Origin of the sequence: Peribacillus kribbensis DSM 17871, assembly GCF_000430765.1 — a bacterium.
Lineage (GTDB): Bacteria > Bacillota > Bacilli > Bacillales > DSM-1321 > Paraperibacillus > Paraperibacillus kribbensis.
Genome location: NZ_KE387240.1, coordinates 138,473 through 160,951, shown reverse-complemented (window position 1 = coordinate 160,951; position 22,479 = coordinate 138,473). Strand labels below are relative to the sequence as shown.

Annotated in this window: 26 protein-coding genes; 1 reads left to right on the top strand and 25 read right to left on the bottom strand. The window is 42.9% G+C overall.

Features of this window, described 5'->3' with window-relative positions; translation table 11 throughout:
* Window positions 1-199: 199 nt before the first annotated feature.
* From H539_RS0119035 to H539_RS32250, 18 genes are all read right to left on the bottom strand, one after another.
* The gene (locus H539_RS0119035) at window positions 200-658 is read right to left on the bottom strand and encodes a MarR family winged helix-turn-helix transcriptional regulator (RefSeq protein ID WP_026694841.1); all 459 of its coding nucleotides are present in this window, start codon (window positions 656-658) and stop codon (window positions 200-202) included.
* Between the two features lie 113 nt (window positions 659-771).
* Window positions 772-1,443, bottom strand: coding sequence for a zinc metallopeptidase (locus H539_RS0119030; protein WP_026694840.1), 672 nt, complete (start codon window positions 1,441-1,443; stop codon window positions 772-774).
* 61 nt (window positions 1,444-1,504) lie between these two features.
* The gene (gene ypjB, locus H539_RS0119025; RefSeq protein WP_026694839.1) at window positions 1,505-2,293 is read right to left on the bottom strand and encodes a sporulation protein YpjB; all 789 of its coding nucleotides are present in this window, start codon (window positions 2,291-2,293) and stop codon (window positions 1,505-1,507) included.
* 60 nt (window positions 2,294-2,353) lie between these two features.
* Window positions 2,354-2,944: a lipoprotein heptaprenylglyceryl N-acetyltransferase LhaT gene (gene lhaT / locus H539_RS0119020; protein WP_026694838.1), complete on the bottom strand. Its 591-nt coding sequence runs from the start codon at window positions 2,942-2,944 to the stop codon at window positions 2,354-2,356.
* 229 nt (window positions 2,945-3,173) lie between these two features.
* Window positions 3,174-3,935: a menaquinol-cytochrome c reductase cytochrome b/c subunit gene (locus tag H539_RS0119015; RefSeq protein WP_026694837.1), complete on the bottom strand. Its 762-nt coding sequence runs from the start codon at window positions 3,933-3,935 to the stop codon at window positions 3,174-3,176.
* 42 nt (window positions 3,936-3,977) lie between these two features.
* Window positions 3,978-4,652, bottom strand: a complete 675-nt coding sequence (qcrB, locus tag H539_RS0119010) for a menaquinol-cytochrome c reductase cytochrome b subunit (protein WP_026694836.1) — start codon at window positions 4,650-4,652, stop codon at window positions 3,978-3,980.
* A gap of 3 nt (window positions 4,653-4,655) precedes the next feature.
* Window positions 4,656-5,162 carry a Rieske (2Fe-2S) protein gene (locus tag H539_RS0119005; protein ID WP_026694835.1) on the bottom strand — a complete coding sequence of 169 codons (507 nt, stop codon included), beginning with the start codon at window positions 5,160-5,162 and terminating at the stop codon, window positions 4,656-4,658.
* Between the two features lie 163 nt (window positions 5,163-5,325).
* Window positions 5,326-5,790 carry a YpiF family protein gene (locus H539_RS0119000; RefSeq protein WP_026694834.1) on the bottom strand — a complete coding sequence of 155 codons (465 nt, stop codon included), beginning with the start codon at window positions 5,788-5,790 and terminating at the stop codon, window positions 5,326-5,328.
* 273 nt (window positions 5,791-6,063) lie between these two features.
* Entirely contained in the window at window positions 6,064-6,609 is a 546-nt protein-coding gene (locus H539_RS0118995; protein ID WP_026694833.1) for a ReoY family proteolytic degradation factor, read from the bottom strand.
* A gap of 123 nt (window positions 6,610-6,732) precedes the next feature.
* Window positions 6,733-7,995, bottom strand: a complete 1,263-nt coding sequence (locus tag H539_RS0118990) for a tetratricopeptide repeat protein (RefSeq protein ID WP_026694832.1) — start codon at window positions 7,993-7,995, stop codon at window positions 6,733-6,735.
* A gap of 381 nt (window positions 7,996-8,376) precedes the next feature.
* Window positions 8,377-9,675 (bottom strand): 3-phosphoshikimate 1-carboxyvinyltransferase, encoded by a 1,299-nt coding sequence (gene aroA / locus H539_RS0118985; protein WP_026694831.1) that lies wholly within the window; start codon window positions 9,673-9,675, stop codon window positions 8,377-8,379.
* A gap of 26 nt (window positions 9,676-9,701) precedes the next feature.
* Window positions 9,702-10,805: a prephenate dehydrogenase gene (locus H539_RS0118980; RefSeq protein WP_026694830.1), complete on the bottom strand. Its 1,104-nt coding sequence runs from the start codon at window positions 10,803-10,805 to the stop codon at window positions 9,702-9,704.
* Window positions 10,806-10,871: 66 nt separating this feature from the next.
* The gene (gene hisC / locus H539_RS0118975) at window positions 10,872-11,966 is read right to left on the bottom strand and encodes a histidinol-phosphate transaminase (protein WP_026694829.1); all 1,095 of its coding nucleotides are present in this window, start codon (window positions 11,964-11,966) and stop codon (window positions 10,872-10,874) included.
* A gap of 61 nt (window positions 11,967-12,027) precedes the next feature.
* On the bottom strand, window positions 12,028-12,405 hold the full coding sequence (aroH, locus tag H539_RS0118970) for a chorismate mutase (protein ID WP_026694828.1): 378 nt from the start codon (window positions 12,403-12,405) through the stop codon (window positions 12,028-12,030).
* Window positions 12,406-12,423: 18 nt separating this feature from the next.
* Window positions 12,424-13,512, bottom strand: a complete 1,089-nt coding sequence (aroB, locus tag H539_RS0118965) for a 3-dehydroquinate synthase (RefSeq protein ID WP_026694827.1) — start codon at window positions 13,510-13,512, stop codon at window positions 12,424-12,426.
* A gap of 1 nt (window position 13,513) precedes the next feature.
* Window positions 13,514-14,683 carry a chorismate synthase gene (gene aroC / locus H539_RS0118960; RefSeq protein WP_026694826.1) on the bottom strand — a complete coding sequence of 390 codons (1,170 nt, stop codon included), beginning with the start codon at window positions 14,681-14,683 and terminating at the stop codon, window positions 13,514-13,516.
* A gap of 220 nt (window positions 14,684-14,903) precedes the next feature.
* Window positions 14,904-15,680: a CheR family methyltransferase gene (locus H539_RS0118955; protein WP_026694825.1), complete on the bottom strand. Its 777-nt coding sequence runs from the start codon at window positions 15,678-15,680 to the stop codon at window positions 14,904-14,906.
* Window positions 15,681-15,757: 77 nt separating this feature from the next.
* Window positions 15,758-16,459 (bottom strand): GyrI-like domain-containing protein, encoded by a 702-nt coding sequence (locus tag H539_RS32250; RefSeq protein ID WP_026694824.1) that lies wholly within the window; start codon window positions 16,457-16,459, stop codon window positions 15,758-15,760.
* 121 nt (window positions 16,460-16,580) lie between these two features.
* Between H539_RS32250 and H539_RS0118945 the strand changes: the two genes are divergently transcribed.
* Complete coding sequence (locus H539_RS0118945; RefSeq protein WP_026694823.1) at window positions 16,581-17,012, top strand: GyrI-like domain-containing protein; 432 nt, start codon at window positions 16,581-16,583, stop codon at window positions 17,010-17,012.
* Between the two features lie 49 nt (window positions 17,013-17,061).
* On the opposite strand, the gene ndk is transcribed toward H539_RS0118945, so the two are convergent.
* The 7 genes from ndk to H539_RS0118910 form a co-directional block, all read right to left on the bottom strand.
* Window positions 17,062-17,508, bottom strand: a complete 447-nt coding sequence (gene ndk, locus H539_RS0118940) for a nucleoside-diphosphate kinase (RefSeq protein ID WP_026694822.1) — start codon at window positions 17,506-17,508, stop codon at window positions 17,062-17,064.
* Window positions 17,509-17,601: 93 nt separating this feature from the next.
* A complete protein-coding gene (gene hepT, locus H539_RS0118935) occupies window positions 17,602-18,564 on the bottom strand; it encodes a heptaprenyl diphosphate synthase component II (RefSeq protein WP_026694821.1) in 963 nt (320 codons plus the stop codon).
* Window positions 18,565-18,603: 39 nt separating this feature from the next.
* Window positions 18,604-19,305 carry a demethylmenaquinone methyltransferase gene (locus H539_RS0118930; protein ID WP_026694820.1) on the bottom strand — a complete coding sequence of 234 codons (702 nt, stop codon included), beginning with the start codon at window positions 19,303-19,305 and terminating at the stop codon, window positions 18,604-18,606.
* A gap of 27 nt (window positions 19,306-19,332) precedes the next feature.
* Window positions 19,333-20,106, bottom strand: coding sequence for a heptaprenyl diphosphate synthase component 1 (locus tag H539_RS29070; RefSeq protein ID WP_051348677.1), 774 nt, complete (start codon window positions 20,104-20,106; stop codon window positions 19,333-19,335).
* 897 nt (window positions 20,107-21,003) lie between these two features.
* A complete protein-coding gene (mtrB, locus tag H539_RS0118920) occupies window positions 21,004-21,228 on the bottom strand; it encodes a trp RNA-binding attenuation protein MtrB (protein ID WP_026694819.1) in 225 nt (74 codons plus the stop codon).
* A gap of 31 nt (window positions 21,229-21,259) precedes the next feature.
* Window positions 21,260-21,826 (bottom strand): GTP cyclohydrolase I FolE, encoded by a 567-nt coding sequence (folE, locus tag H539_RS0118915; RefSeq protein ID WP_026694818.1) that lies wholly within the window; start codon window positions 21,824-21,826, stop codon window positions 21,260-21,262.
* A 159-nt stretch (window positions 21,827-21,985) separates the two neighbouring features.
* On the bottom strand, window positions 21,986-22,258 hold the full coding sequence (locus H539_RS0118910) for an HU family DNA-binding protein (RefSeq protein ID WP_035323343.1): 273 nt from the start codon (window positions 22,256-22,258) through the stop codon (window positions 21,986-21,988).
* Window positions 22,259-22,479 lie beyond the last annotated feature (221 nt).

Genomic DNA, 22,479 nt, shown 5'->3' with positions numbered 1-22,479 from the left:
GGAAGATCACAATGTAAATCATAAATATACAGAAAAATACAACTAGTTGGAAGGCAGAGGCCCGACCAGCATAAGATGAGCAGGCCGTGGGAAGCGCCTTTCTTCCCATGGCCTGGAACGGTGCATTTCTATACAAGTAAACGGCTGTGGCGGGGTTACCTCTCACAGCCATTTTCATCTAAAAAACTAACATTCTTTTTTATAGTTGAACAGCCTTTAGCCCTGATAATAATTCATGATGCATCTTAAGAAGCGAGCTCACTTCCTGATCATTGAACTGCTCCAGTGCTATCATCATGGCTTTATAGGAATAAGCATTTTCCTGCGATTTCTTCGATAGTTCTTCTCCTTTTGGAGTCAGCTTCAGACTGATTTCCCTCCTGTCCGTTTCAGACAGCGATCGCTCCACGAGACCGGATTTTACCAATCCGTCAACGCTTATACTTCCAGTACTCTTTGAAATAGAAAGTTTTTCCGTCACATTTTTGAGCGTTGATCCAGGAAAAGAGAACAATATATTTATGATAGACATTTGCTGCAGGCTCAACCCTAAACTTTCGGCATTCTGCCGGGAAAAATCTGTAGTAGTTTTGATCACATTCAAAAATGATTGGATCAGTTCAGCAGCTTTTTTTACCTTTTCATCGTTAAAGTCCATTCTTCATCCTATTCCTTTCCTATATAATTAGTTTAATATTGAACAATTTAACATTGAACTAAATATACACCAGAAAAAACAGCCAGCAATAGCTGACTGTCCTTTTGTAAATTTTATTCATCTCTCGTCATGCCGGTATAAATGAATACCAAACGCAACAGCTCCAGCACTGCTACAGCAGCTGCAGCGACATAAGTCAGTGCTGCCGCGTTCAAGACTTTCCTTGTTTCCCTCTCTTCATCTCTGTGAATCAGTCCCAGCTGTACAACTTCATTCATTGCACGGCTTGATGCGTTGAATTCCACTGGAAGAGTGACGACCTGGAACAACACTGCCAGAGCCATGAAAACAATCCCCAGCAGCAACAGGCCTGATAAATGGGCAAAGATGCCGATCAGGATTAGAATCCACGAGAAGTTTGAACCAATGTTTGCTACCGGAACCAAGGCGTGACGGAATCTTAGAAAAGCATAGTTCTGCTGATCTTGGATGGCATGGCCAACTTCGTGGGCAGAAACAGCGGCACTGGAAAGAGAGTAGCCATGGAAGTTGCTGCTCGAAAGGCGGACCGTCTTGGATCTAGGATCATAATGGTCGCTTAAAAAACCGCGTGTTTCCTCTACTCCCACATGATAAAGGCCGTGGCTGTCCAGAATGGACCTCGCCACTTGGGCGCCAGTTCGGCCGGAGGAATTATGAACTCTGGAATATTTATTATAGGTGCTCTTTACCTTAAATTGTGCGTACAGAGGCACCAGAATTATGAGAATGAAGTAAATTAACATGCTGTTCCCCTTTCATCATAATGAATGGTTTACTATATTTTAATTTTCCCTTCTTGTAGTGTCAATCGTTCCGCTCTTTTCGAGTGTTTTCCGATTCTTTGCTTCCTATATACTTTCTCCAGCCGACATATGAGAGGGTCAGGATGATAATACTCCCTGTAGATATCATTACCCACCAAAGGGATGGGTCAGTCTCATCTTTCTTAACTTCTTCAAAAATGGATTTTAAATCCCCCCGGAGAGCTTCCATTTCTTCAGGAGTATTTTCTGCCTCCATCGCCAAAGGATCGTACTGCTGCATATAACTAAATTTCGCATCCACCTTTTGAATTTTCTCAGGTGCAATATCTACTTGAAGAGAAGGGTGAATCAGGCTGTATTCGGATAACAGCTGGGAGAAGTCCTCCTCAAATTTCTCTCTATCGTTTTTCCTTAAAGCTTCTTCTGCACTGTTGAAGGTTTCCATCATACGTCCTTCCATTTCTGTCCACATCGGCTGATGGTTGGAAGAAATCGCATCTATTAAAAGTCTGAAAGTCGTAACGGCGCTGATTTTATCTTTTAGAGGGGTGGAAGTGGATTGAACAGTCCTCAATGCTTCCTGTTGAGAGACTGTAATGGTTCTTTGCTCGTCCATGCTGAAGGGATAATCCTTCGGTGTCATAGACAGGAATTGGCTTGAAAAGTACTTTAAGACCGAAGCTGTTTCAGGAATGCGGTCGCTTTTTACAAGCTGCAGGGCTTCGTCTGCAATCTGATCCAGTTTTTCAAGTGATCTGCCTTCCGCAAAGACGTTCGAGACAGGTAAAACTAAAAGAATGGCTGTAAGCAGAAATTTTACTCTAAACATAAATGCCCCTCCTCATATACTAAAATTTATGTAAGGAGGGACATGTATAGAACTTTCTCATCAGATCTGGTAGGTTTTTCTATTCATGCGATAGCCGAGAGCATAGGCAATAAAAATGGATAAAATACTAAGCCAGAAAGTGAAATATCCGATGTCCTGCATATATCTCATCAACACTCCATAGTTGGGCATCTGATAAAACACATAATCAATCATTTCATTATGCAAGGTCCAGATGGCGGCTACAGCAAAATGCCATTTTTTAATCTTATAGAAGGGAGAATACAACACCCCTTCGATTGCCATGGCTCCATGAGAAGCCATTAGCATATATCCAGTCCAGTCGAGGGTCCCCTGTACTTTTAAGAGGAAAAGATTCATGGCTACTGCCCATATTCCATATTTAAACAGAGTCATGATTGCCAGGGCTTGGAATAAGCCCCAGTTCCTTTTTAAGATAAAACCCAGCAGGACCAGTACAAAAAACAAGCTTGCTGTTGGACTGTCAGGAACAAAGGGAAGAAAAATGGCCGGAGTCTCTGCCAGCTGATATCCATACCAATAATATCCATAGGCCGTACCCAGCAGGTTAACAATAAAAAGGAGCCATAATACATTTTTATTCGCCAATATAGAATACAGATACGCCATAAAAATCCTACTTTCGTGATTTAATTTCAAGTCCCCTTTTCCAGAATAAAGAAAGGAGCGGGCAATTGGGAAAAATCATCTCCTTCCTGAGTATACGGTTAGAAGACTTAAATAACAAAGGCTCTTTTTTGATCAATCCCATTATTTAAGACTTTTATGGAGTATTAAACAGCTTTAAGCCTGAACCGGCAAAACAAAAAGCTGGCGCAAAGTGCCAGCTTTCATTGACTTACTTTTTCAAGCTAGAGATAAAGGTAGCAAGTTTTTTCAAATCTTCTTCGCTGCCTTTGTATTGGTTGGGCGGCATGGACCCTTTCCCTTTATGGGCAATTTGGGCGATTTCCTCAGGCTTCAATCCGTTCCCAACCAATGAAGGTCCTATTCCGCCTGTAAGTTCCTTCCCATGACAGCCAATACAGCTTTGCTTTTGGTAAACTGCATATCCAGGATCACTCTTATCGAATTTAGCAGGCTCAACAATCTTACCCTGCTGTTCTGCTTTTTTCCAATCGTGCGTCGCAACTGAGAACCAGGTAAGGTAAACGATAGCTGCCAGCGCCAAAAGCATGAAGCCTGTAGCGACCGGACGCTTGGAAGGACGCCTATGCGGGCTCCGGTCAATGAAAGGAGCAAGCAGTAAGCCTCCAAACGCGAGGCCTGGTATGACCAGCGCGCCGATTACATTATATGGGCCTGAGGCATACGTATATTTCAGTAATTGGTATAAGAATAGGAAATACCAGTCCGGCAATGGAATGTATCCAGTATCGGTCGGATCTGCAATTCTTTCAAGCGGTGATGGATGAGCAATCGTCAAGCACAGATAGCCAACTAGGAAAACCGCGCCGACCATCCATTCTTTTAATAGAAAGTTCGGCCAGAAGGCTTCCGTTTTTCCAGGATACTCCGAATAATCTTTCGGAATATTTGGTTTTCTTACGGCGGAAACACGTGAATCTCCGACGAACTTCATGCCTTTTCCACGATGCATGTGAGTCCCCCTCCCTTAAAATAGATGTATACGCAAATTCTTTTACAATGGTCCTGAGATACCCTGCTTACGAATCATTAAGAAATGGGCAGCCATTAATCCAAGCAGAACTCCTGGAAGGAAGAACACGTGAATGGCGAAAAAACGGGTAAGTGTTTCTGCTCCTACAATGGATGGATGACCTGCAAGCAAAGTTTTTGCATATGGACCTATCAATGGAATAGAATCAGCAATCTGAAGACCTACCTTGGTCGCAAATAGCGCTTTCATGTCCCATGGCAGCAAATAACCTGTAAAACCTAAACCAAGCATAACAAAGAATATTAACACACCAACGATCCAGTTTAATTCACGAGGCTTTTTATATGCTCCCTGGAAGAAAACACGCAAAGTATGTAAGAACATCATGACAATAACCAGGCTGGCGCCCCAGTGGTGCATTCCGCGGACAATTTGTCCAAAAGCAACTTCATTTTGGAGATAATAAACAGACTGCCAGGCATTTTTAATATCCGGCACATAGTACATGGTTAGAAACATTCCTGAAAGAATCTGGATGACAGTGACGAAGAAAGTTAATCCCCCGAAACAGTATACAAAAGCTGAGAAGTGGTGTGCGGGGTTTACGTGTTCAGGCACTTCATGGTCTGCAATGTCGCGCCACAGCGGCGTAATATCTAACCGTTCGTCAACCCAATCATAAATCTTGTTTAACAATGATTACGCCTCCTTATGCGGAACTACAGCCCCAAGATAAAGGATTCCATCTTTTACTTTGTATTCGTACATATCCAAAGGCTTAAGAGGTGGAGTCCCTGGTACATTTGTTCCATCTTTGGTATAACGCCCAAAATGGCAAGGACAGAAAAACTGATTAGGATGATCCTTATTGGTATTCCAGTCCACTGTACAGCCCAAATGCTTACATGTTGGGTTAAGGGCAACAATTTTTCCATCATTGTTTTTGTAAACCCAAGCAATATTGGTCACGTCAGACTCGTACCAAGCATCCTTTTGAGTGAATGAAAAATTCACACGGGTCGGCTTATCCGTAAGATCGGCAACCTTCTGCTTGGTAGCCACAAAATTCCCGCCTGCAGACGCTTCCAATACAGGGTCAACTGCAAATCGGAGCATCGGCATTAACATTCCCGCCGCCATGAAACCGCCTACACCAGTAAGCGTATAATTCAGGAATTGACGTCTTGAAACTCGATGTTTGCTCATACATTTTCCCCCCTCTATCCGAAAACTGGGTCTTTAATGACCAATCAAAAAAGTAAAAAGCTATAAAACTAGGACATTACAATGATATATCAATATTTCCAATCGGTCAATAATCTGGTAAATGATTAAAGATATACCAAAGATTTAATGTTCACAAAATTTTCTATTTTTCAACTAACCATTTTTGTGCAAAAACATTTGCAATCTGACTGACCTGCCCGCTCATCAATTCACGCTTATAATGGTCATCAAGACCCTCGAGCGGGATGGATGGGATCCATATCAAGGAACCTCCGAGTTCCCCTTCATTCCCCCGCCATAGGCTGTCGCATGTGATAAAGAAAACATGCTTGAATCCTTCTTCAAGGATGCTATTCTTCCATGATAACGCAGAATGTTGAAGAGTGAGAGAATCTGAAGGGGGCCAGTATGTAAACGGCGGCAGCAAAATCATTCTCCCTTTGAACTGCCTTTCAATTTCGGAAGCCAGGATGGCGAGGAACTCCTGCATCTGTGCAGACTGCTTCATGCCTGTTCCCATATCGATTCCAATCATGGGAACCAAGACTGTATCAATATGCTCTCTTGCCTCCTGAAACATTTCAATATCCTTTTGTACCCATTTCATGTATACCACTCCCGATGCTTTCATTTTCAGGCTGGAATCAGCCTCTTGATTATGTACATTGTAACATGTAATTTTTACATTGAGCATTAAGAATAAAAACAGACTTTTAGTCTTCTAAACTCTCAAAGCCACACCTGTGCATTTCGGATTGCGTTCAAAACCTGTCCTTTTAATGCGCACATATCAAATGGATAAAATATGGACGGCAGCTGACTTATTTACATATAGAAAAAGGGTTTCAGAAAAATATTCTGATACCCTTTATCTTTGATATTAATGTTTCTTTAAATTTTTTAATTGGGCAGACAGCCGGTGAAATTCCTCTTCATTCTGCTGGTCCAATGCCCTGTCGATGAGTTCCATCAGTTTATCCCTTTGAAACATTGCCAGGGAGGTTTCCAGGAACTGCTCAGCCAAAATTTTGTCCTTCTCGTTGGAAAGGGAGTTTTTTGGCATGAAGGGGTTTTCCTCTAAAACAGCTGCATATTGATGGGAGGAGTAAGCTGCCCTGAAATTCAGCTGGATGTAAATCTCCTCATCGCGGTTCAGCCTGATATCATGAAATGACTTCTCAGCATCGGTTGTCATAATATTAGCCTTGTAAAATCTAAAAGGTGCTTCATCCACGCAATGTGTCGACATAATCAAACCTCTTGGACATAAATTCGCCTGTTCCACAAAATGAACTTTTTTCATCAGCTGATCATGGCTGATTAAATAATTTAATATCCAGACACATTCCCGTCTTTTCAGCTGATAGTGATTTAGAAACCAACGGATAAATTCTTTTTTCTCGTTAACAGAAACAGGGGTGTGCATGTGATTCCCTCCTCTGTAGCTAATATTTTTACTTGCTATGCCGATTCATTTGGCTCATGCCCGATCAGTAAGACCTTTTTCCTTATTTCATTTATTGAGTTTCCTTTAGCGGAAAAGGATTTCTTAAAGCATGCTCTCATTCAATCGTTCCAGGGTAAGGATGTATTCATCATTTGCCGGCTGCAGGCTGAGTAGCTTACTAAATATTTCGGCAGCATCCTTCGTTTTTCCTTCTTCTATTAGAAAATATCCGTATTCTTCTAAAAAGTCCTGATTATCTTTAAAAGAAGAATAAGCCTCAGTGAAATAATCAGCAGCTTCTTTGTAATTTTCCAGAGCCAGATGGCTTGATGCCAGAATCCAGTCAAATTGGGGATCATACTCTCCATACTGTTTTACGGAATCGACAACTTCCAATATTTCTTCGTATTTTTCCTGGTGAAGATAAAGCTTTAAAAGGTTAAGCGCGGTTTCCATATAACCGGGGTCGAGTGCCAACGCGTTTTTAAAGAAGTTCTCTGCCTCATCTTCATGGCCCTTTTTCAAAGCCATCATGCCGGCAAAGTGGCTTAGCTCTTTATTGAATTCATCCTGCCTGATCCCTTCCCTTGCAGCAGATAATGCTTCGTCCAGGTCATTCATATGCTCGTGGGATTTTGCCAGATACAGATACAGTGAGTGATACTCAGGGTCAAGATTCTTTAACTCTGTCAGTTTCTCTGCAGCCGTCTTGTAATTGCCTGCCTGATAAGCTGTAAATCCATATTCAAATAGCAGGTTGATTTCCAGTTTATCCTTCAGTGCTTTTTCAAAAAACGGCAGGGCCTCTTCAAATTGTCCGATCGAGCCTAAACTATCTGCAATTCTCTGATTGATATTCACTCCTGAAATCTCAGTTTCCTGCTTTAGCACGGTTTGATAGCTTTGTAGTGCTTCATTAAACTTTCCTTGCTGATAGAAAAGCTCACCCAGGGCAAAATCAATAATGATTTCCTCAGGAAGAAGTTTTTTCGCTGTCAGCAGCTTCCTTTCACTTACTTCGTCCATACCCTGCATCTGGTACAAATCCGCTTCCAGAAGAAGGGCACTTGGGAAGGACGGATCTTCCGGGCTGACTTTTTCAAGGAGCAGAAGTGCTTCATCTTCCTTATCCAATTCGGTAAGGATTTCTGCGATGGACACGATGAGCTCCCCTTCATCTGGATACAGCTTTAGCAATTGTTCATATAACTCTTTTGCTTCCTCCATAAATCCAAAGGCTGTACATCCTTCTGCAAGCTCCAGAAGTTCATCCTCGCTGCCGTGGTTTTTTATATCATTTATATGTTCTTCTATGTGGTCCAATTCACCATCTTTAAATTTTCGCAAAATTCCTTGAACATTCATCTTTATTTCCCTCGCATTCGAAAAGCCATTCCGCTACGACCCGGCAAAAAAACCTGAGTTCACTGCAACCGGTTCATTGCCCTTAACGCCGCTTAGATCAGTATTACCGGCGGCTCGAATTATTTTCTATTCAAAACTGTAACCACTAGTCTATCATAATTCTGCACTTCATTTCCATTTGCAAATCCTGGCCCGTTTATCAGGAATAGTTTAAAGCTTAATTCTCCGCCTGTAATGAAATATCCTTTAAATAGCATACATCAAAATCAACTCTAAAAAGGTTTATAAGATATGCTATGCAGGGATGGACAAACTATATGCCAAAAAACCTCACAAAAACCGGCAAAAAGACCAGCTTCAAACCGCCGGTCTTTCACAAAACTATTTATTACTGCCTGCAAGTGAATTTAGATGCTCAAAAAACTGAGGGTATGAAACATTAATGGAGGCCGGGTCCTGTAAAACCAGTTCTCCCTCTGTAATAAGTGAAGCAACTGAAAGCATCATGCCAATTCTATGGTCTCCATGGCTTGAAACTTCGGCTCCTGACAAAGATGTCTTACCTTCAATAATCAATCCATCTTCTGTAGGAGTAATCTTGGCACCAAGCTTTGCCAGTTCTCCGGCAACGGTATCTATGCGATTTGTTTCCTTCACCTTTAGCTCGGCTGCATCCCTAATGATTGTTTTCCCCCTCGCCTGAGTAGCAATAAGGGCGATGATCGGAATTTCGTCGATCAGCCTTGGAATCAGGTTCCCGCTGATTTCCACACCTTGTAATTCGGATGAGGAAATTGTTATATCCCCGACAGGCTCGGCAGCTTCGCTTTCTGTCCGGCTGATCGTCATCTTTGCACCCATGCGTTTCAGAACTTCAAGGATACCGTCCCTTGTAGGGTTCAGACCAACATTCCTCAAAACAATCGTGCTGTGGGGTGTGACAGCACCAGCTGCCAGGAAAAATGCCGCAGAAGAGATATCTCCAGGGACATGCACGTCTGCCGCTTTTAATACCTGTGGCCCATTTAATTTAATGACTGTTTGATCTACATCGATGGCACCGCCGAATTGCACGATCATTCTTTCCGTATGATCCCTGGTTTTGGATTTTTCGATTACAACAGTCTCTCCCTCGGCCTGAAGGCCCGCGAGCAGAATAGCTGATTTTACCTGGGCACTTGCTACAGGAAGCTCATACCGAATTCCTTTCAGTTTTGAGCCATTGATCGCGAGCGGGGTATATTCTCCCCCGCTCCTGCCTGTTATCACAGCCCCCATCTCCCTAAGAGGGCTCACGACTCTGCCCATCGGCCTTTTGGCAATGGAAGAATCACCAGCCATGACGGAATGGAACGGGAGTCCCGCAAGAATTCCAAGCATAAGCCTGGTTGTAGTTCCTGAGTTTCCAGTATCAAGCAGTTCCTGGGGTTCGAGCAATCCTCTAAATCCGTTACCCGTGATGGTCACATTGCTTCCTTCCTGGTGGATGCGGACTCCAAGCTTTCTAAAGCAGTCAATAGTGCTCAGGCAGTCGGAGCCAGGAAGAAAATTCCGGACAGTGGTCACTCCCTCAGCCAGCGACCCAAACATTACAGCCCTGTGCGATATAGACTTATCGCCGGGTATTTCCACTTCTCCCTGTAACGAAGCGCCCGATAAACTTAAAGTAATGCTTTCCATTCTGCTCCTCCTTTCAATAAACATACTTAGGTTAAAAATGTTTCATAACTGGTATGATGACGGATGCAATCCTCGGCTAATTTCCGATCATGATCGCTTTGAAAGCTCACCACAAGCGCTCCATAAATTTCCTCCCGGGTTTCCAGGATCCTAATATTGGTGATACTGATCTTTTCTTTCGCCAGATACCCGGTTATCTCTGAAATGACCCCAGGATAATCGGGTACATCGATATACAGATCATAAAAAGCAGGGATGGCTCCTTGTGAGCCGGCAGGAAGATCATCTCTAAACTGCTTGGCCACAGCGAAATACTCAAAGAGCCCTTTACTGTCACCTTGTTCCAGGGCTGATTTTACTTGCCCCATTTGATTCAGCCAATTTTCCATTAACTGAAGCAGAACCCTTTTGTTATGAAGCAATATGTCCCGCCACATCTCAGGAGAACTGGATGCAATCCGTGTAATATCCCGAAAACCTCCGGCAGCAAGGCGTGTTACTAATTCATCTTTTTCTTCATAATCCTTTGCCTGATGAACGAGTCCCGAAGCAATGATATGAGGAAAGTGACTGATCACCCCGGTAAGACTGTCATGCTGTTCCGGGGATACAACTAGAAAATTCGCCTTGGTCCCGGCAAGCCAACTCTTGAGACGGTCAACAGACTCCTCTGAAGTATCTTTGTAAGGAGTCAGCAAGTAAAATGCATTTTCAAAAAGATGGGGCTTGGCTGCGATTGCTCCGCTCTTATGGGAGCCTGCCATCGGGTGGCCCCCAATAAAGGTACAGCCTTTTTCTTTTAAGCAGAGGGCAGTTTCGGTGATTCCCTTTTTTGTACTTCCCACATCCGTAATGATAACATTCTGTTTTAATTCATAACTGCAGAGCTTTTCTATGATGGCTTCCGCCTGAATGACAGGCGTCCCAATAATAATGAGATCCGCAGCTTCGGCCCCTTCTCTGATTGAGGATGCCTCGCTGTCTATAAGGCCGAGTACCTTGGCAAGGCGAAGGTTCCGGCCGTCGATATCATAGCCGGTAATAAAAGCTTTCTCATGCTTATTCCGAATTGCCAGGGAAACAGATCCGCCTATGAGACCCAGCCCTATGACAAATACATTTCCCTCCATTGACTTAGCTCCCTTTTTTGAATCGGCATCCGGCGTACCAAAAAGCTTTAGCGCTGGACAAAAGATTCATTGATTTTTGCTGTTCAAGAAATTCTTCAATTCATCAATGACTCCTTGATTTTGTTCCGGAGAACCTACAGTGACCCGGATGGAAGTCGGTGCACCGAGAGCATTTCCGGAACGGACAATATAGCCTCTTTCTAATAAGTATTGAAAGGCTTCATCGCCCTGGCATTTCACATCTATTAAAATGAAATTCCCTTGGGATGGGTAATAGTCAAGGCCCTCTTCTTCACAGAAGCTGTAAAATTGTTCAAGTCCTCTGCGGTTGCTGTTATAGCAAGAATTGATAAAGTCTTGATCCTCTAAGGCTGCAGCTGCCGCCATCTGCCCCACGGTATTGGTATTGAAAGGTTCTCTTGCGGGATCCAGTTTCGCAATCGTTTTTTCATCCGCAATTCCGTATCCTACTCTATAGCTTGCCAATCCATAGATTTTAGAAAAAGTTCTAAGGATGATCAGATTTTTATATTCTTTTAACAGTTTGATAGTATCAGGGTAATCTTCAGCATGAGCATACTCATAGTAGGCTTCATCCATTACGACAAGAACATCAGAGGGTACCCGTTCTAAAAAGGCAATCAAGCTTTCCTCGCCGATATACAGGCCGGTCGGATTATTCGGCGAACATACCCAAATCACCGATGTATTTTCGTCTATAGCCTGGAGCATGCCCTCAAGGTCATGTGCCCCATCTACAAGCGGGATTTCTCGTATTTCAGCTCCTTCAATAACGGCATTATGCCTGTATTGAGGAAAGGTCGGCGCAGCCATGACCGTATTGACACCAGGGTATAGAAGGCTCCTTGCAATAACCTGGATGATTTCATCAGAGCCATTGCCGAAGATAAGCTCTTCCCTGTTAACATCTAAATGCTTTGCGACCGCATCCCTTAAAACCGTGGCATATCCATCCGGGTAGAGGGCAAGCGAAGACGGGAAACTCTTCATTACTTCTAATGCTTTCTCTGAACATCCAAATGGATTTTCATTGGAAGCAAGCTTCACTATATGATCCAGATTATAGGCGAGTTTCACTTCGTCAATAGATCTCCCAGGCTGGTAGGGCTTAAGATTTAGTACAGCTTTTTTCCATTTCATTACAACCACTCCCGCTTTCACAAAATTAAGGTGCATTCTACACGAAAAGGTCCTGCTTCGTTTATATAGACATTTTCTTTCCTGTTAAATCGGGCCTTAAAGCGACCGCTCCCTCTAAGTATACATGATGAATATTCTCCTGCTCTATTTTTGTATTCACATGCATCATCACCCTTATACACATGCCAAGAGACTGCGGGACTGGTATTTCCCTCATGCACATTACCGGTACATAGGTCCAGCCCTCTATTTCCCTAAGCCCCCTGGCTGGAAACGCCGCATCAATATCATCCGTAACAGAGATCAAAACCGATGCCACATGATCAGGCTCAATGGAGTTTTCTTTGATAAGGTCCCTGACCAATCTTTCAGCAGCCCTGATAATCGTCTGTTCTTCATTCTTTTCAACCGTTATGGCTCCCCTGATTCCTCGGATCATGTTTGTTCCTCCTCTGTATTAGCCGTTTTCAGCCATATATGATAATTCGGTTAAAATATTTTTGTCTGATATTTCTTTAATTACAGGCTCTCCAATCTCTTTCAAAAGGACAAAGGCTGCTTGATCACCCGTTGTTTTTTTATCCTTTTTCATTGCAGCCAGCAGATCTTCATGCTGTACTGTATCAGGCAGGGAAATGGTATATCCCAGTTTTTTCACCCACTCAGTAAAAGCATCTAAATCAAAGTCCAGGCCTGTATATTTGATAGATAATCTGAGGGCGAATATCATGCCGGTCATGACTCCCTCTCCATGTGTAATCCTTCCATAGCCAAGGGTATTTTCTAGGGCGTGGCCCAGGGTATGGCCAAAATTCAAATAGGCTCTTACTCCATTTTCCAGCTCGTCCTGCTTTACAATACTGCCTTTGATTTTAATTCCTGACTCAATGGCACTTACCAGGCTCTCCTGATCGATGTTCCCGAGATGATCCACTGCCGCCATCAGCCATTTCAAAAATTCAGGCTCCTGAATAATGGCCTCTTTAATGATTTCAGCAAAACCTGACCGTATTTCTTTGGCAGGAAGGGAAGACAGACATTCTGTATCGTAAAAAACGGCCCTCGGCTGGTAAAAGGCTCCTATCATATTCTTACCTGCTGGATGGTTGATGGCGACCTTTCCGCCCACAGCACTATCATGGGCAAGGATTGTGGTAGGAATCTGGATGAAAGGGATCCCTCTCATAAAAGTAGCTGCCACAAACCCTGCAAGATCTCCTACAGCTCCCCCGCCAAATGCCAATACCAAGGATTTTCGGTTAAGTTTATTTTCCAGTGCAAATGTCTGGCATTCATAATAAACATCGAAGGTTTTAGCTTTTTCTCCTGACGGAACAGTCTTGACCAGAATTTCCATCCCTGTTTCCTTCAAGATATTTAAGAAGGGTGTTAGATAAAGCTTAGCAACCGTTTCGTCCGTAATAAGAAGAAGGGTTCTGGAAGAAGGAAAATGTTCGTTTAAAAAGGCCGGCAGCTGTTTCAGTACGTCCCTGCCAAGATAAACCGGGTAGCTTGTGTTCGCTGTTTCAATCTTTAGAGTCTCCATGTCAAAACTCCCTTGCGAAAGCCCTTTGATCTTCAACCGACTTTACCAAGGATTCCATTCTATCTGAATTGAATTGATCCAAAAGTGCAGAAGCCAGTTCCCAGGCCACCGCTGCTTCTGCCACAACAGCTGCAGCGGGAACCGCACAGCTGTCAGACCTCTCTATGCTTGCAGTGAATGTTTCTTTAGAGTCAATGTCAACGCTTCTAAGAGGTTTGTACAAAGTAGGAATCGGCTTCATGACTCCACGTACCACAATCGGCATCCCGGTCGTCATTCCTCCTTCAAAGCCTCCAAGATTATTGGACTCCCTATAGTATCCTTTTGAAGGATCCCAGGCTATTTCATCATGCACCTCACTGCCAGGCTTGTGGGCCGCTTCAAAGCCAATGCCGAATTCTACTCCTTTAAATGCGTTGATGCTGACAACCGCAGCTGCAATTTTAGCGTCCAGCTTTCTATCATAATGAACATAGCTTCCTACACCTGCAGGCATTCCTTCCGCAATAACTTCTACGATCCCGCCGATCGAATCTCCATTTTCCTTTGCCCGGTCTATTGCTTCCATCATTTCTTTTTCCGCCTTGGGCTCCAGGCATCTGACAGGGGACTCCTCGGAAACCTTCTGGATCTCCTCGATGGACATTGGTTTAGACTCTGCTTTTACACCGCCAATTTCCACAACATGAGAAGTGACTTTAACACCGAGAAGAGAAAGGACTTTTTTAGCTGCCGCCCCAGCGGCCACTCTTACTGTGGTTTCACGCGCCGAGGATCTTTCCAGGACGTTTCTTAAATCACGGTGACCGTATTTCAGTCCGCCATTCAAGTCAGCATGTCCTGGTCGGGGTCTGGTAATTTTCCTTTTAACCTCGCCGCTTTCCTCATCAGCGAGTGGCTCACTGCCCATAATCTTAGTCCAATGCTTCCAATCATTATTTTCTACCACCAGGGAAACGGGTGAACCGAGGGTATATCCATGTCTGACCCCGCTCGCAATAAATACCTGGTCTTTCTCAATCTGCATCCGTCTTCCACGCCCATAGCCTTTTTGCCTCCGGGCAAGATCAAGGTTAATATCCTCAGCTGTCAGCTCCATGCCGGCCGGAAGACCTTCAATAATCGTAGTTAATTGTGGGCCGTGCGACTCTCCTGCTGTCAAATATCTCATCGTCATCCACCTTCCTCTAATCCCATACATTATGTAGTTAAATCGTATTTGTTTAGTTTAAGTTCTATTTCATAAAAAATCCATACTCTTTAGCGCTTAAAAGCGTTAAAAGAAGTATAACACTTTACTAAACGCTTTGACAGTCTTTGAAAGAAAAAAATGAATATTTTTAGCAGTAATAGCAAAGGCTGAACTATGTCAGCCTTTTGTTTTCAGAATATTAGCCCAGCTTTTTATAAAAAAAAGTATCCTCGGAAGCAAACCCATAATCCTGAGGATTAAAAATCTGTTCGGTGCTGCCTACAAAAAATATGCCGCCCTCTCTAAGCGAGCTGCTGAATTTTCGGTATAAGTCCCGCTTTGCGTCCTCAGTAAAATAGATTAATACATTTCTGCAAATGATTAAATCAAAGTCTGTTTTAAATGCATCATGCAGCAGATTATGTTTTCTAAATGTAACTGCCTGTTTGATTTCACCTGAAATATGGTAAGATTCTTCTTCTTTGATGAAATAACGTTTTTTGATTTCATCAGGCACTTCATTTAAAGACCTTTCAGGGTAAATCCCAAGTCTCGCCCTTGCCAGTATATTCTCATCTATATCTGTAGCCAGGATACTTACCTGTGACAAAGGAACATACTTAGCAAGCAGCATAGCAATTGTGTAAGGTTCCTCCCCGGAAGAACAGGCAGCACTCCAGACCTTCAAACTTGGGTTCCTTTTCAGTAAGGAAGGCAGCAGCTTGGTCTCCAGCACTTCCCATCTTTTAAAATTACGAAAAAATTCGGAGACATTGATGGTCATCCGGTCCAATAAATCAAGCAGCAGCTTTTCGTCTCTGCTGACGGCCCTGTAAAATTCATCAAAGCTCTGGTATCCTTTCCTTTCATACAATGAAATAAGCCGTCTTTTCATTTGGGCTTCCTTATAAAGGGCCAAGTCAATACCAGTTAATTTTTTTATTCTGTCAGTAAATTCTATGTAATCCTGATGCATCATTTCTGCTCCCTCTATGCTCTGCGTATTATGGACTATTACCAGTATAAAGCTTTTCAGGCAGAAGAGCTTTAGGTTTATCCATTTTTCACCGTTTCTCCGTTTTCCAAAGGAACATAGATATCGAAGTTCGCCTGCCGCGAATTCCCTCTGAAGTCCGCCCCGTATACTTCTAAATGGCAGCTGTCCCTGTCAGGTATCCATCTGCTTTTCTTTACCCACGCATAAATCTCTTCATAAGTCCCGATTACCTGCCCTAATTCTATGGAGTGCCGATGTCTTTTTTTCGCATAATATCTAGCCGGTATTTTAATAGAGATCATGTCTTTTGGAATGAAAGCAGGATTCTCCACCTCTACAGTTATGTAATACGAAAAGTCCTTTTTTCGGTATTGCCCCAAAGCTGTTTTTATTATAGGCTGTTTGGCGGATTGGATTTCACGCACTCTGCTGAGAAGGCGTATCCATAAACGCGGGGCAAGGATTTCTGTTTCCTCTTTTGCACTGTAGGGAGAAGTAAATTCATAACCGATATAGCAGGATTCAGGTTTATAGATGATATCGATTGAACCATCTTTCGTATCCTTATCCAGAAGCCTATAACCGCCGCCGCTGCCTGGTTCAGCATAAAGTGCGATGCCGAGTGCCGAAAGTTCCTGAAGATAGCGCCACATGGTACGGTATGATACTTCGAATTCATCAGCCAGCTCGCTGACTGTAAAACTTCTTTTTTGTTTAATGATCTCTATCAGCTGCAGGATTCTTTGTGTTTTACTCATCATTATCCCTCGTAAAATTTTCTATAAAATGAAAAAAAATCGTCTAATATGTCAAGAATTGTCCAGGTACAATTGTATTATAAAAGTGCAAGATAATTTTGACAATGAGGCGGGAGAGAAAATGGAGTTATTAAAAAAGGAAGCGTTCAAGGCGGTAGGAAAAAAAGTGACATGCAGCTGGACGGAATTACAGACGGAAATGCCCAGGGCATGGCAGGAAGTAACGGAAAGAAAAGATGAAATCAAATGTAAGACTTCAGAGGATCTGATGGACATCTGCCTTCAGGTAAAAGATGGAGTGTTTACACAGCTGGTTGGAGCAGAGGTCAGGGATTTCAGCGATATTCCGATAGGGTTCGAAGGAGTATCCATTCCTGAACAACAATATATATACTCCCTTTATTCAGGGGATGTAAAAGACATGGCAGCCCATTTTGAGAAGATGCAGGAATGGGCGTCCAGCCGCAATTATCAATTTGATCCGCTTGATTTTAAAATTGAGCAAACCATCAATAACGGAAGGCTGGCAGGGCTCTATTTAAAAATTCTATAGGCTGGGCAAAAAAATAAGACTGGCTGGATGCCAGTCTTTGTTTTGCCTATTAATAAATCCATTCATTAATAAGTTTAGTGTATTGATTCAATTCTTCTTCTTTGAAGAAAAGACCAATTTCACGCTCTGCACTTACAGGAGAATCAGAACCATGAATGATGTTCTTGCTTACTGTAACTCCGAAGTCCCCACGGATTGTACCTGGTGCAGCATCCTTTGGATTTGTAGAGCCCATCATTTGTCTCGCTGTCGCAATGACGTTTTCGCCTTCCCATACCATAGCGAAGACTGGACCAGAAGTAATAAAGTTCACTAGTTCACCGAAGAATGGACGTTCTTTGTGCTCTCCATAATGCTCTTCAGCCAGGCTTTGTGGAATCGTCATAAGCTTTCCTCCAACAAGGTGAAAGCCCTTTCTTTCAAAGCGGGATACAATTTCCCCAATCAGGCTGCGCTGAACCCCATCAGGTTTTACCATCAAAAATGTTTTTTCCATGATTCCAAATCCTCCAGTTTATATAGGTTCTGCCGAATAAAGGCAATCCACGAAAATATTATCATTTTTTATCTTATTTAGCAACAGAGCTCTTTAAAATTTTCTTTTCCCGATAAATTTCGCCAGTTCCATCAATGCTTTTCTCGGCTTTCCAGCAGGCACTTCTTTCAATATATCTAATGCTCTGTCCAGATATCGATTGCTGATATCAATAGATTTCTCTATCGCCCCTGAATGCTTAACCGCTTCTATAACAGCAGCAAGCTTCGCATCATCAATATCTTCCGTAACACTTGTGATCAATGGCTTTAATGAGTGATTTTCCATGGCATACAATACAGGAAGTGTAATATTGCCCTGTTTCAAATCGCCTCCGGCAGGTTTGCCAAGTTCCTTTTCAGTAGCAGTAAAGTCAAGAATATCATCGGTTATCTGGTAGGACATCCCCACAAAGTAACCAAATTGAAACAATTTCTTATGGATTTCCTCTTTAACTCCAGCAGCAACGGCTCCCAATTGACAGCTTACAGCGATCAGCAGTGCGGTTTTCCTCTTTATTCTACGGAGATAATCCCTTAAATTTTGGTCGAAGCGATATTTATCTTTGATTTGTTCTATTTCCCCTATACATACTTCTACGATGGTTTTAGAAAGAATCTGATGGGCAAGAGGCTCCCCAATTTCCGACATGCATTCTAGGGACCGGGCAAAAATGTAGTCGCCCGTATACATGGCGACCTTATTATCCCACTTGGATTTAATTGTAGGAACACCCCGTCTGAGATCTGAATCATCAATCACATCGTCATGCACAAGTGAAGCCATATGGATCAATTCCAAGGCCTGTGCCGCATGCTTGATTCTATGTATATCATAATTTCCAAACTTTGCTGCCAATAAAACAAAAACTGGGCGAATCCTCTTTCCGCCTGCCTTCAATAAATGCAATGATGCTTCTCTTAAAACAGGTGAGTCTGCCTGGATCGTATGTTCAAGTTCTTGTTCAATCAATTGGATATCTGAATTTAAGTATGAATACATCATTTTTAACTTCATTTATTTCACCCAGCTCTTATTCCTGATTTCCTTAAATACTCATTTATAGCCGATATGAGTGGCTGCCACTCCCCCAGTATGGGGCGTAAAGTCCACATTTTTAAAGCCCGCTTTTCTGAACATATCAGCAAGTTCCTTCATCCCTGGAAAATCCTTGGCGGATTCCTGAAGCCATGAATATTCCTCATAGCTTTTTGCAAAGACCCTGCCGAAGACAGGCATTATATATTGAAAGTAGAAGAAATACAACTGCTTGAACACAGGCATGGTCGGCTGAGACGTTTCTAAGCAGACAGCCATTCCGCCTGGTTTAAGTACCCTGTTCATTTCTTTCAGCACCTGATTGTAATCCGGGACATTTCTCAGGCCAAATCCAATTGTAACATAATCAAACGTATTATCCTCAAACGGAAGCTCCATCGCGTTCCCGTGTATGAGTTCTACCTGATGGAGGCCGAGGTGCGATACTTTCTCTTTTCCAACCTTAAGCATGTTCTTGCTGAAATCAAGTCCTTTTACCATTCCCTGCGGCCCGGCCGCCTCTGCCAAGGCGATCGTCCAGTCTGCAGTCCCGCAGCATAGATCCAGGGCTTTGGAGCCCGGTTTTACTTTCATCTGCTTCATAGTCCGGTTCCGCCACTTTTTATGCTGCTGAAAACTGATGACAGAATTCATCTGATCGTAGTTCTTATATATTTTTTCAAAAACATGATGCACTCTTTGTTCTTTTGATTGCTGCATGAAAAATCTACCCTTCTTCCGCTGCCGCTATTTTGCCCTCTGCTCCAATTTTGATATAAAATCCTTTTTGGCCTCAATATCGAATGATGAACTATGTAATTCCTGGATAATCGATGCAGTGGTACTGTCTAAAAACTTTATGATATCTGCTTTTTCTGCTTTATTTCCAGAACCTGAGGCACCAAGCAGTGTTTCCAAGTGCTGCAGGGCATAGGAGCCCTCGTCCTGCAGGCAAAGCTTCTTTTCTTCGATGAGCCTTTTACACAAAAGGATTTTGGACAAAAATGCTTTTGTTGAAGATTCCCCCAGAGCATCGGCAGCCTGCAGCAATATTCCGGATTCAATCATTTCAAGGGTTTTTAGAAGCTCGCCAGGTTGATGAAAATCAGCCTGGTAGAGCATGATTTTATGTTCATTTATATCTTTAATGCCGCCTGAAAGGTATTTGATAAAGGAAACCTCTCCAATTCCGGCAAGAATGCTGTAATATAAACCGCTGAAGTAATCTCCAGCCAGAATCGTCAGCTGCCTGCTTTTCAATTCCATTGGATCCTCTCTGACCGATACAGAAAGAGACACTCGTTCGTGTGTATCCAAAGCAATCTGGACAAGCATAGCCGCAAGGATCGTATCTTTCTTTTTCTTTTCAGGCAGATCCGATTTTGTGAACAGCTCCAGGATCAGACTAAGCTTTACTTTGTCGATCTCCGGCTTATCTATATAGTTGAGCAGATAAGGATGATGAACAGCTTCCTCAATAAGCTGAATTAATTCTGTTGTTTTATTTTCAAGATTTAGCATATTGATCACCCTTATGACTGCAATTTTCTTATCTAATATACGAAACAAAGTACATTATACCATAATAATATAAAAGCAGCGGATTTTAAAATGATTTGTTTGAGATCTGTCCAGCTTTCCGCTTATGATTTTGGCAGTTGAATTAATGGGGTTGTTTTCCACTCCAGATGCTCGCTTTCCGGGGGGCGGGCGCTGAGCCTCCTAAGAACCGCCTGGGGGTCTCAACTGTCCCGCGCCCCCGCAGGAGTCTCGCACCTTCCGTCCCAAACAACCTGTGTTGCTAAAAGGGACCCTCACAGAACGATCTATTAAGCAAGCTGCTAAGAGATTCCGAACTGCCGCCTTCGGTCATAAGCCAGCCGCCATCAAAAGGCCAAAAGCGGGCCTTTTGATGCCTTCTGTCTTATGCCTTTCAGGTGTCTGCTTTTCAATGGGTGCTTGGTGTTATATCTTATATGATAGTCACTCTGCTTTAATTTAGTTCTATTTTGAAAAGCACCGTTCTCCGCTTTTTATTAATCCAGCTCCGAACTGCCATCCTCGAGTCATAAGCCAGGCTGTCTATGGGAAGAAAACCACTTCCCACAGCCACCCCGTCTTATGCTTGTCGGATGGCTGCTTTTCAATAATTCTAATTTCTAACCTTGTGTGAGCGTCATTCTGCCAAAAAATATTATTGTTTGAAAAGCACCGTTCTACGCTTTTTATTAATCCAGCTCCAAGCTGAGACCCTCGAGTCATAAGCCAATCCGTCTATGAGGACAAAACCGCTCCTCACAGCCGGCTCGTCTTATGCTTGTCGGGTCTCTGCCTGCTAATTTTGTTTGATGTATAAATTATATTGTGTATCAATGTGTTTTCAAAAAGGCTTGTTTAGCAGGCACCGCTTTCCGCTTTTTATTTTTCACTATGGATTTCTCCATATGGTGTGTATATTTGTGCGTTTCCGCGGATTTTTATGGCTGAGGTGTGTTCGGTAAATTGGGCTAGGAGGACTTCTCCGGCATCCAGTTTTTCTGAGTGGTGGAAGCGGGTGTCTGTTCCTCTTGTTAAGCCTATTACGTTTACGCCGTCTTCTTTTGCTTTGATGACTACAAAGTCGGGATTAATGGTTTCTTTCACTATGATTCACCTTACCTTTATATTAAAAGCGTTACTTGGTTATTAAAGAAAGTACTTCAGCTCTGGAACGGTCATCTTCTCTAAAAACGCCACGTACTGCAGAGGTAATGGTCTTGGAGCCTGGTTTTTTGACGCCCCTCATGGTCATGCACATATGCTCCGCTTCAACGACCACCATCACACCATATGGCTTTAATTTTTCCATGATCGTATTTGCCACTGTGGAGGTAATTCTTTCCTGGAGCTGCGGCCTTTTTGCTACCGCCTCCACTGCACGGGCAAGTTTACTTAAACCGGTAACTCTTCCGTTCCTCGGTATATAGGCAACGTGTGCGTGCCCAAAGAAGGGAACCAGATGGTGCTCACATACAGAATAGAAAGGAATATCTTTGACCAGGACAAGCTCTTCATGTTCCTCCCCAAAAACCGTATCAAAATAATGGCCAGGGTCCTGGTTAATTCCTGTAAAGATTTCTTCATACATTCTTGCTACTCTTTTCGGCGTTTCCAGAAGGCCTTCCCTGTCCGGATCTTCTCCAACCGCTTCCAGTATCATTCGTACAGCTTCTTCGATTTGCGCATGGTTAACTTCTGTCATTTCATTTCCTCCTGTAAACCCTAAAACACGAATATACGGCATGTGCTGTATATCGCTAAAGATATCCCCATCTTAACACATTTGCATTTTTAATAGCAAAAAAGGACCACGGAAAACCGTGATCCTTCCTTAGCGCAAAGTACATAATGTTCATATGTATTACTTTACTGCATCTTTAAGCGCTTTTCCTGGTTTGAATGCAGGAACCTTGCTTTCAGCGATTTCGATTTCTTCGCCAGTTTGAGGGTTGCGTCCTTTACGGGCAGCACGCTCACGTACTTCGAAGTTACCAAAACCGATTAATTGTACCTTATCGCCATTTTTTAATGCATCTAGTATTGAATCAAAAACAGCATCAACTGCTTTTGTAGCATCTTTCTTAGAAAGTTCGCTAGCTTCAGCAACTGCGTTAATTAGATCTGTCTTGTTCATGCCATTCACCTCCTCCCAAAGGGCATTCGCTTTTCCTGCCAGTAATAAAAAGGCTTATTACCTGTCTAAGCAAATTATAAAAATTCTAAACCTATAACTTGAAATTCTATGCCAATTTTGGAGGCGATTGCCTGAAAAAGGGGCCAGAATCATTGAAATAGCAACGTTTAGAACATTTTCTGTATGTAGATTATCACAATCACTAACCCTTAGCAAGTGAA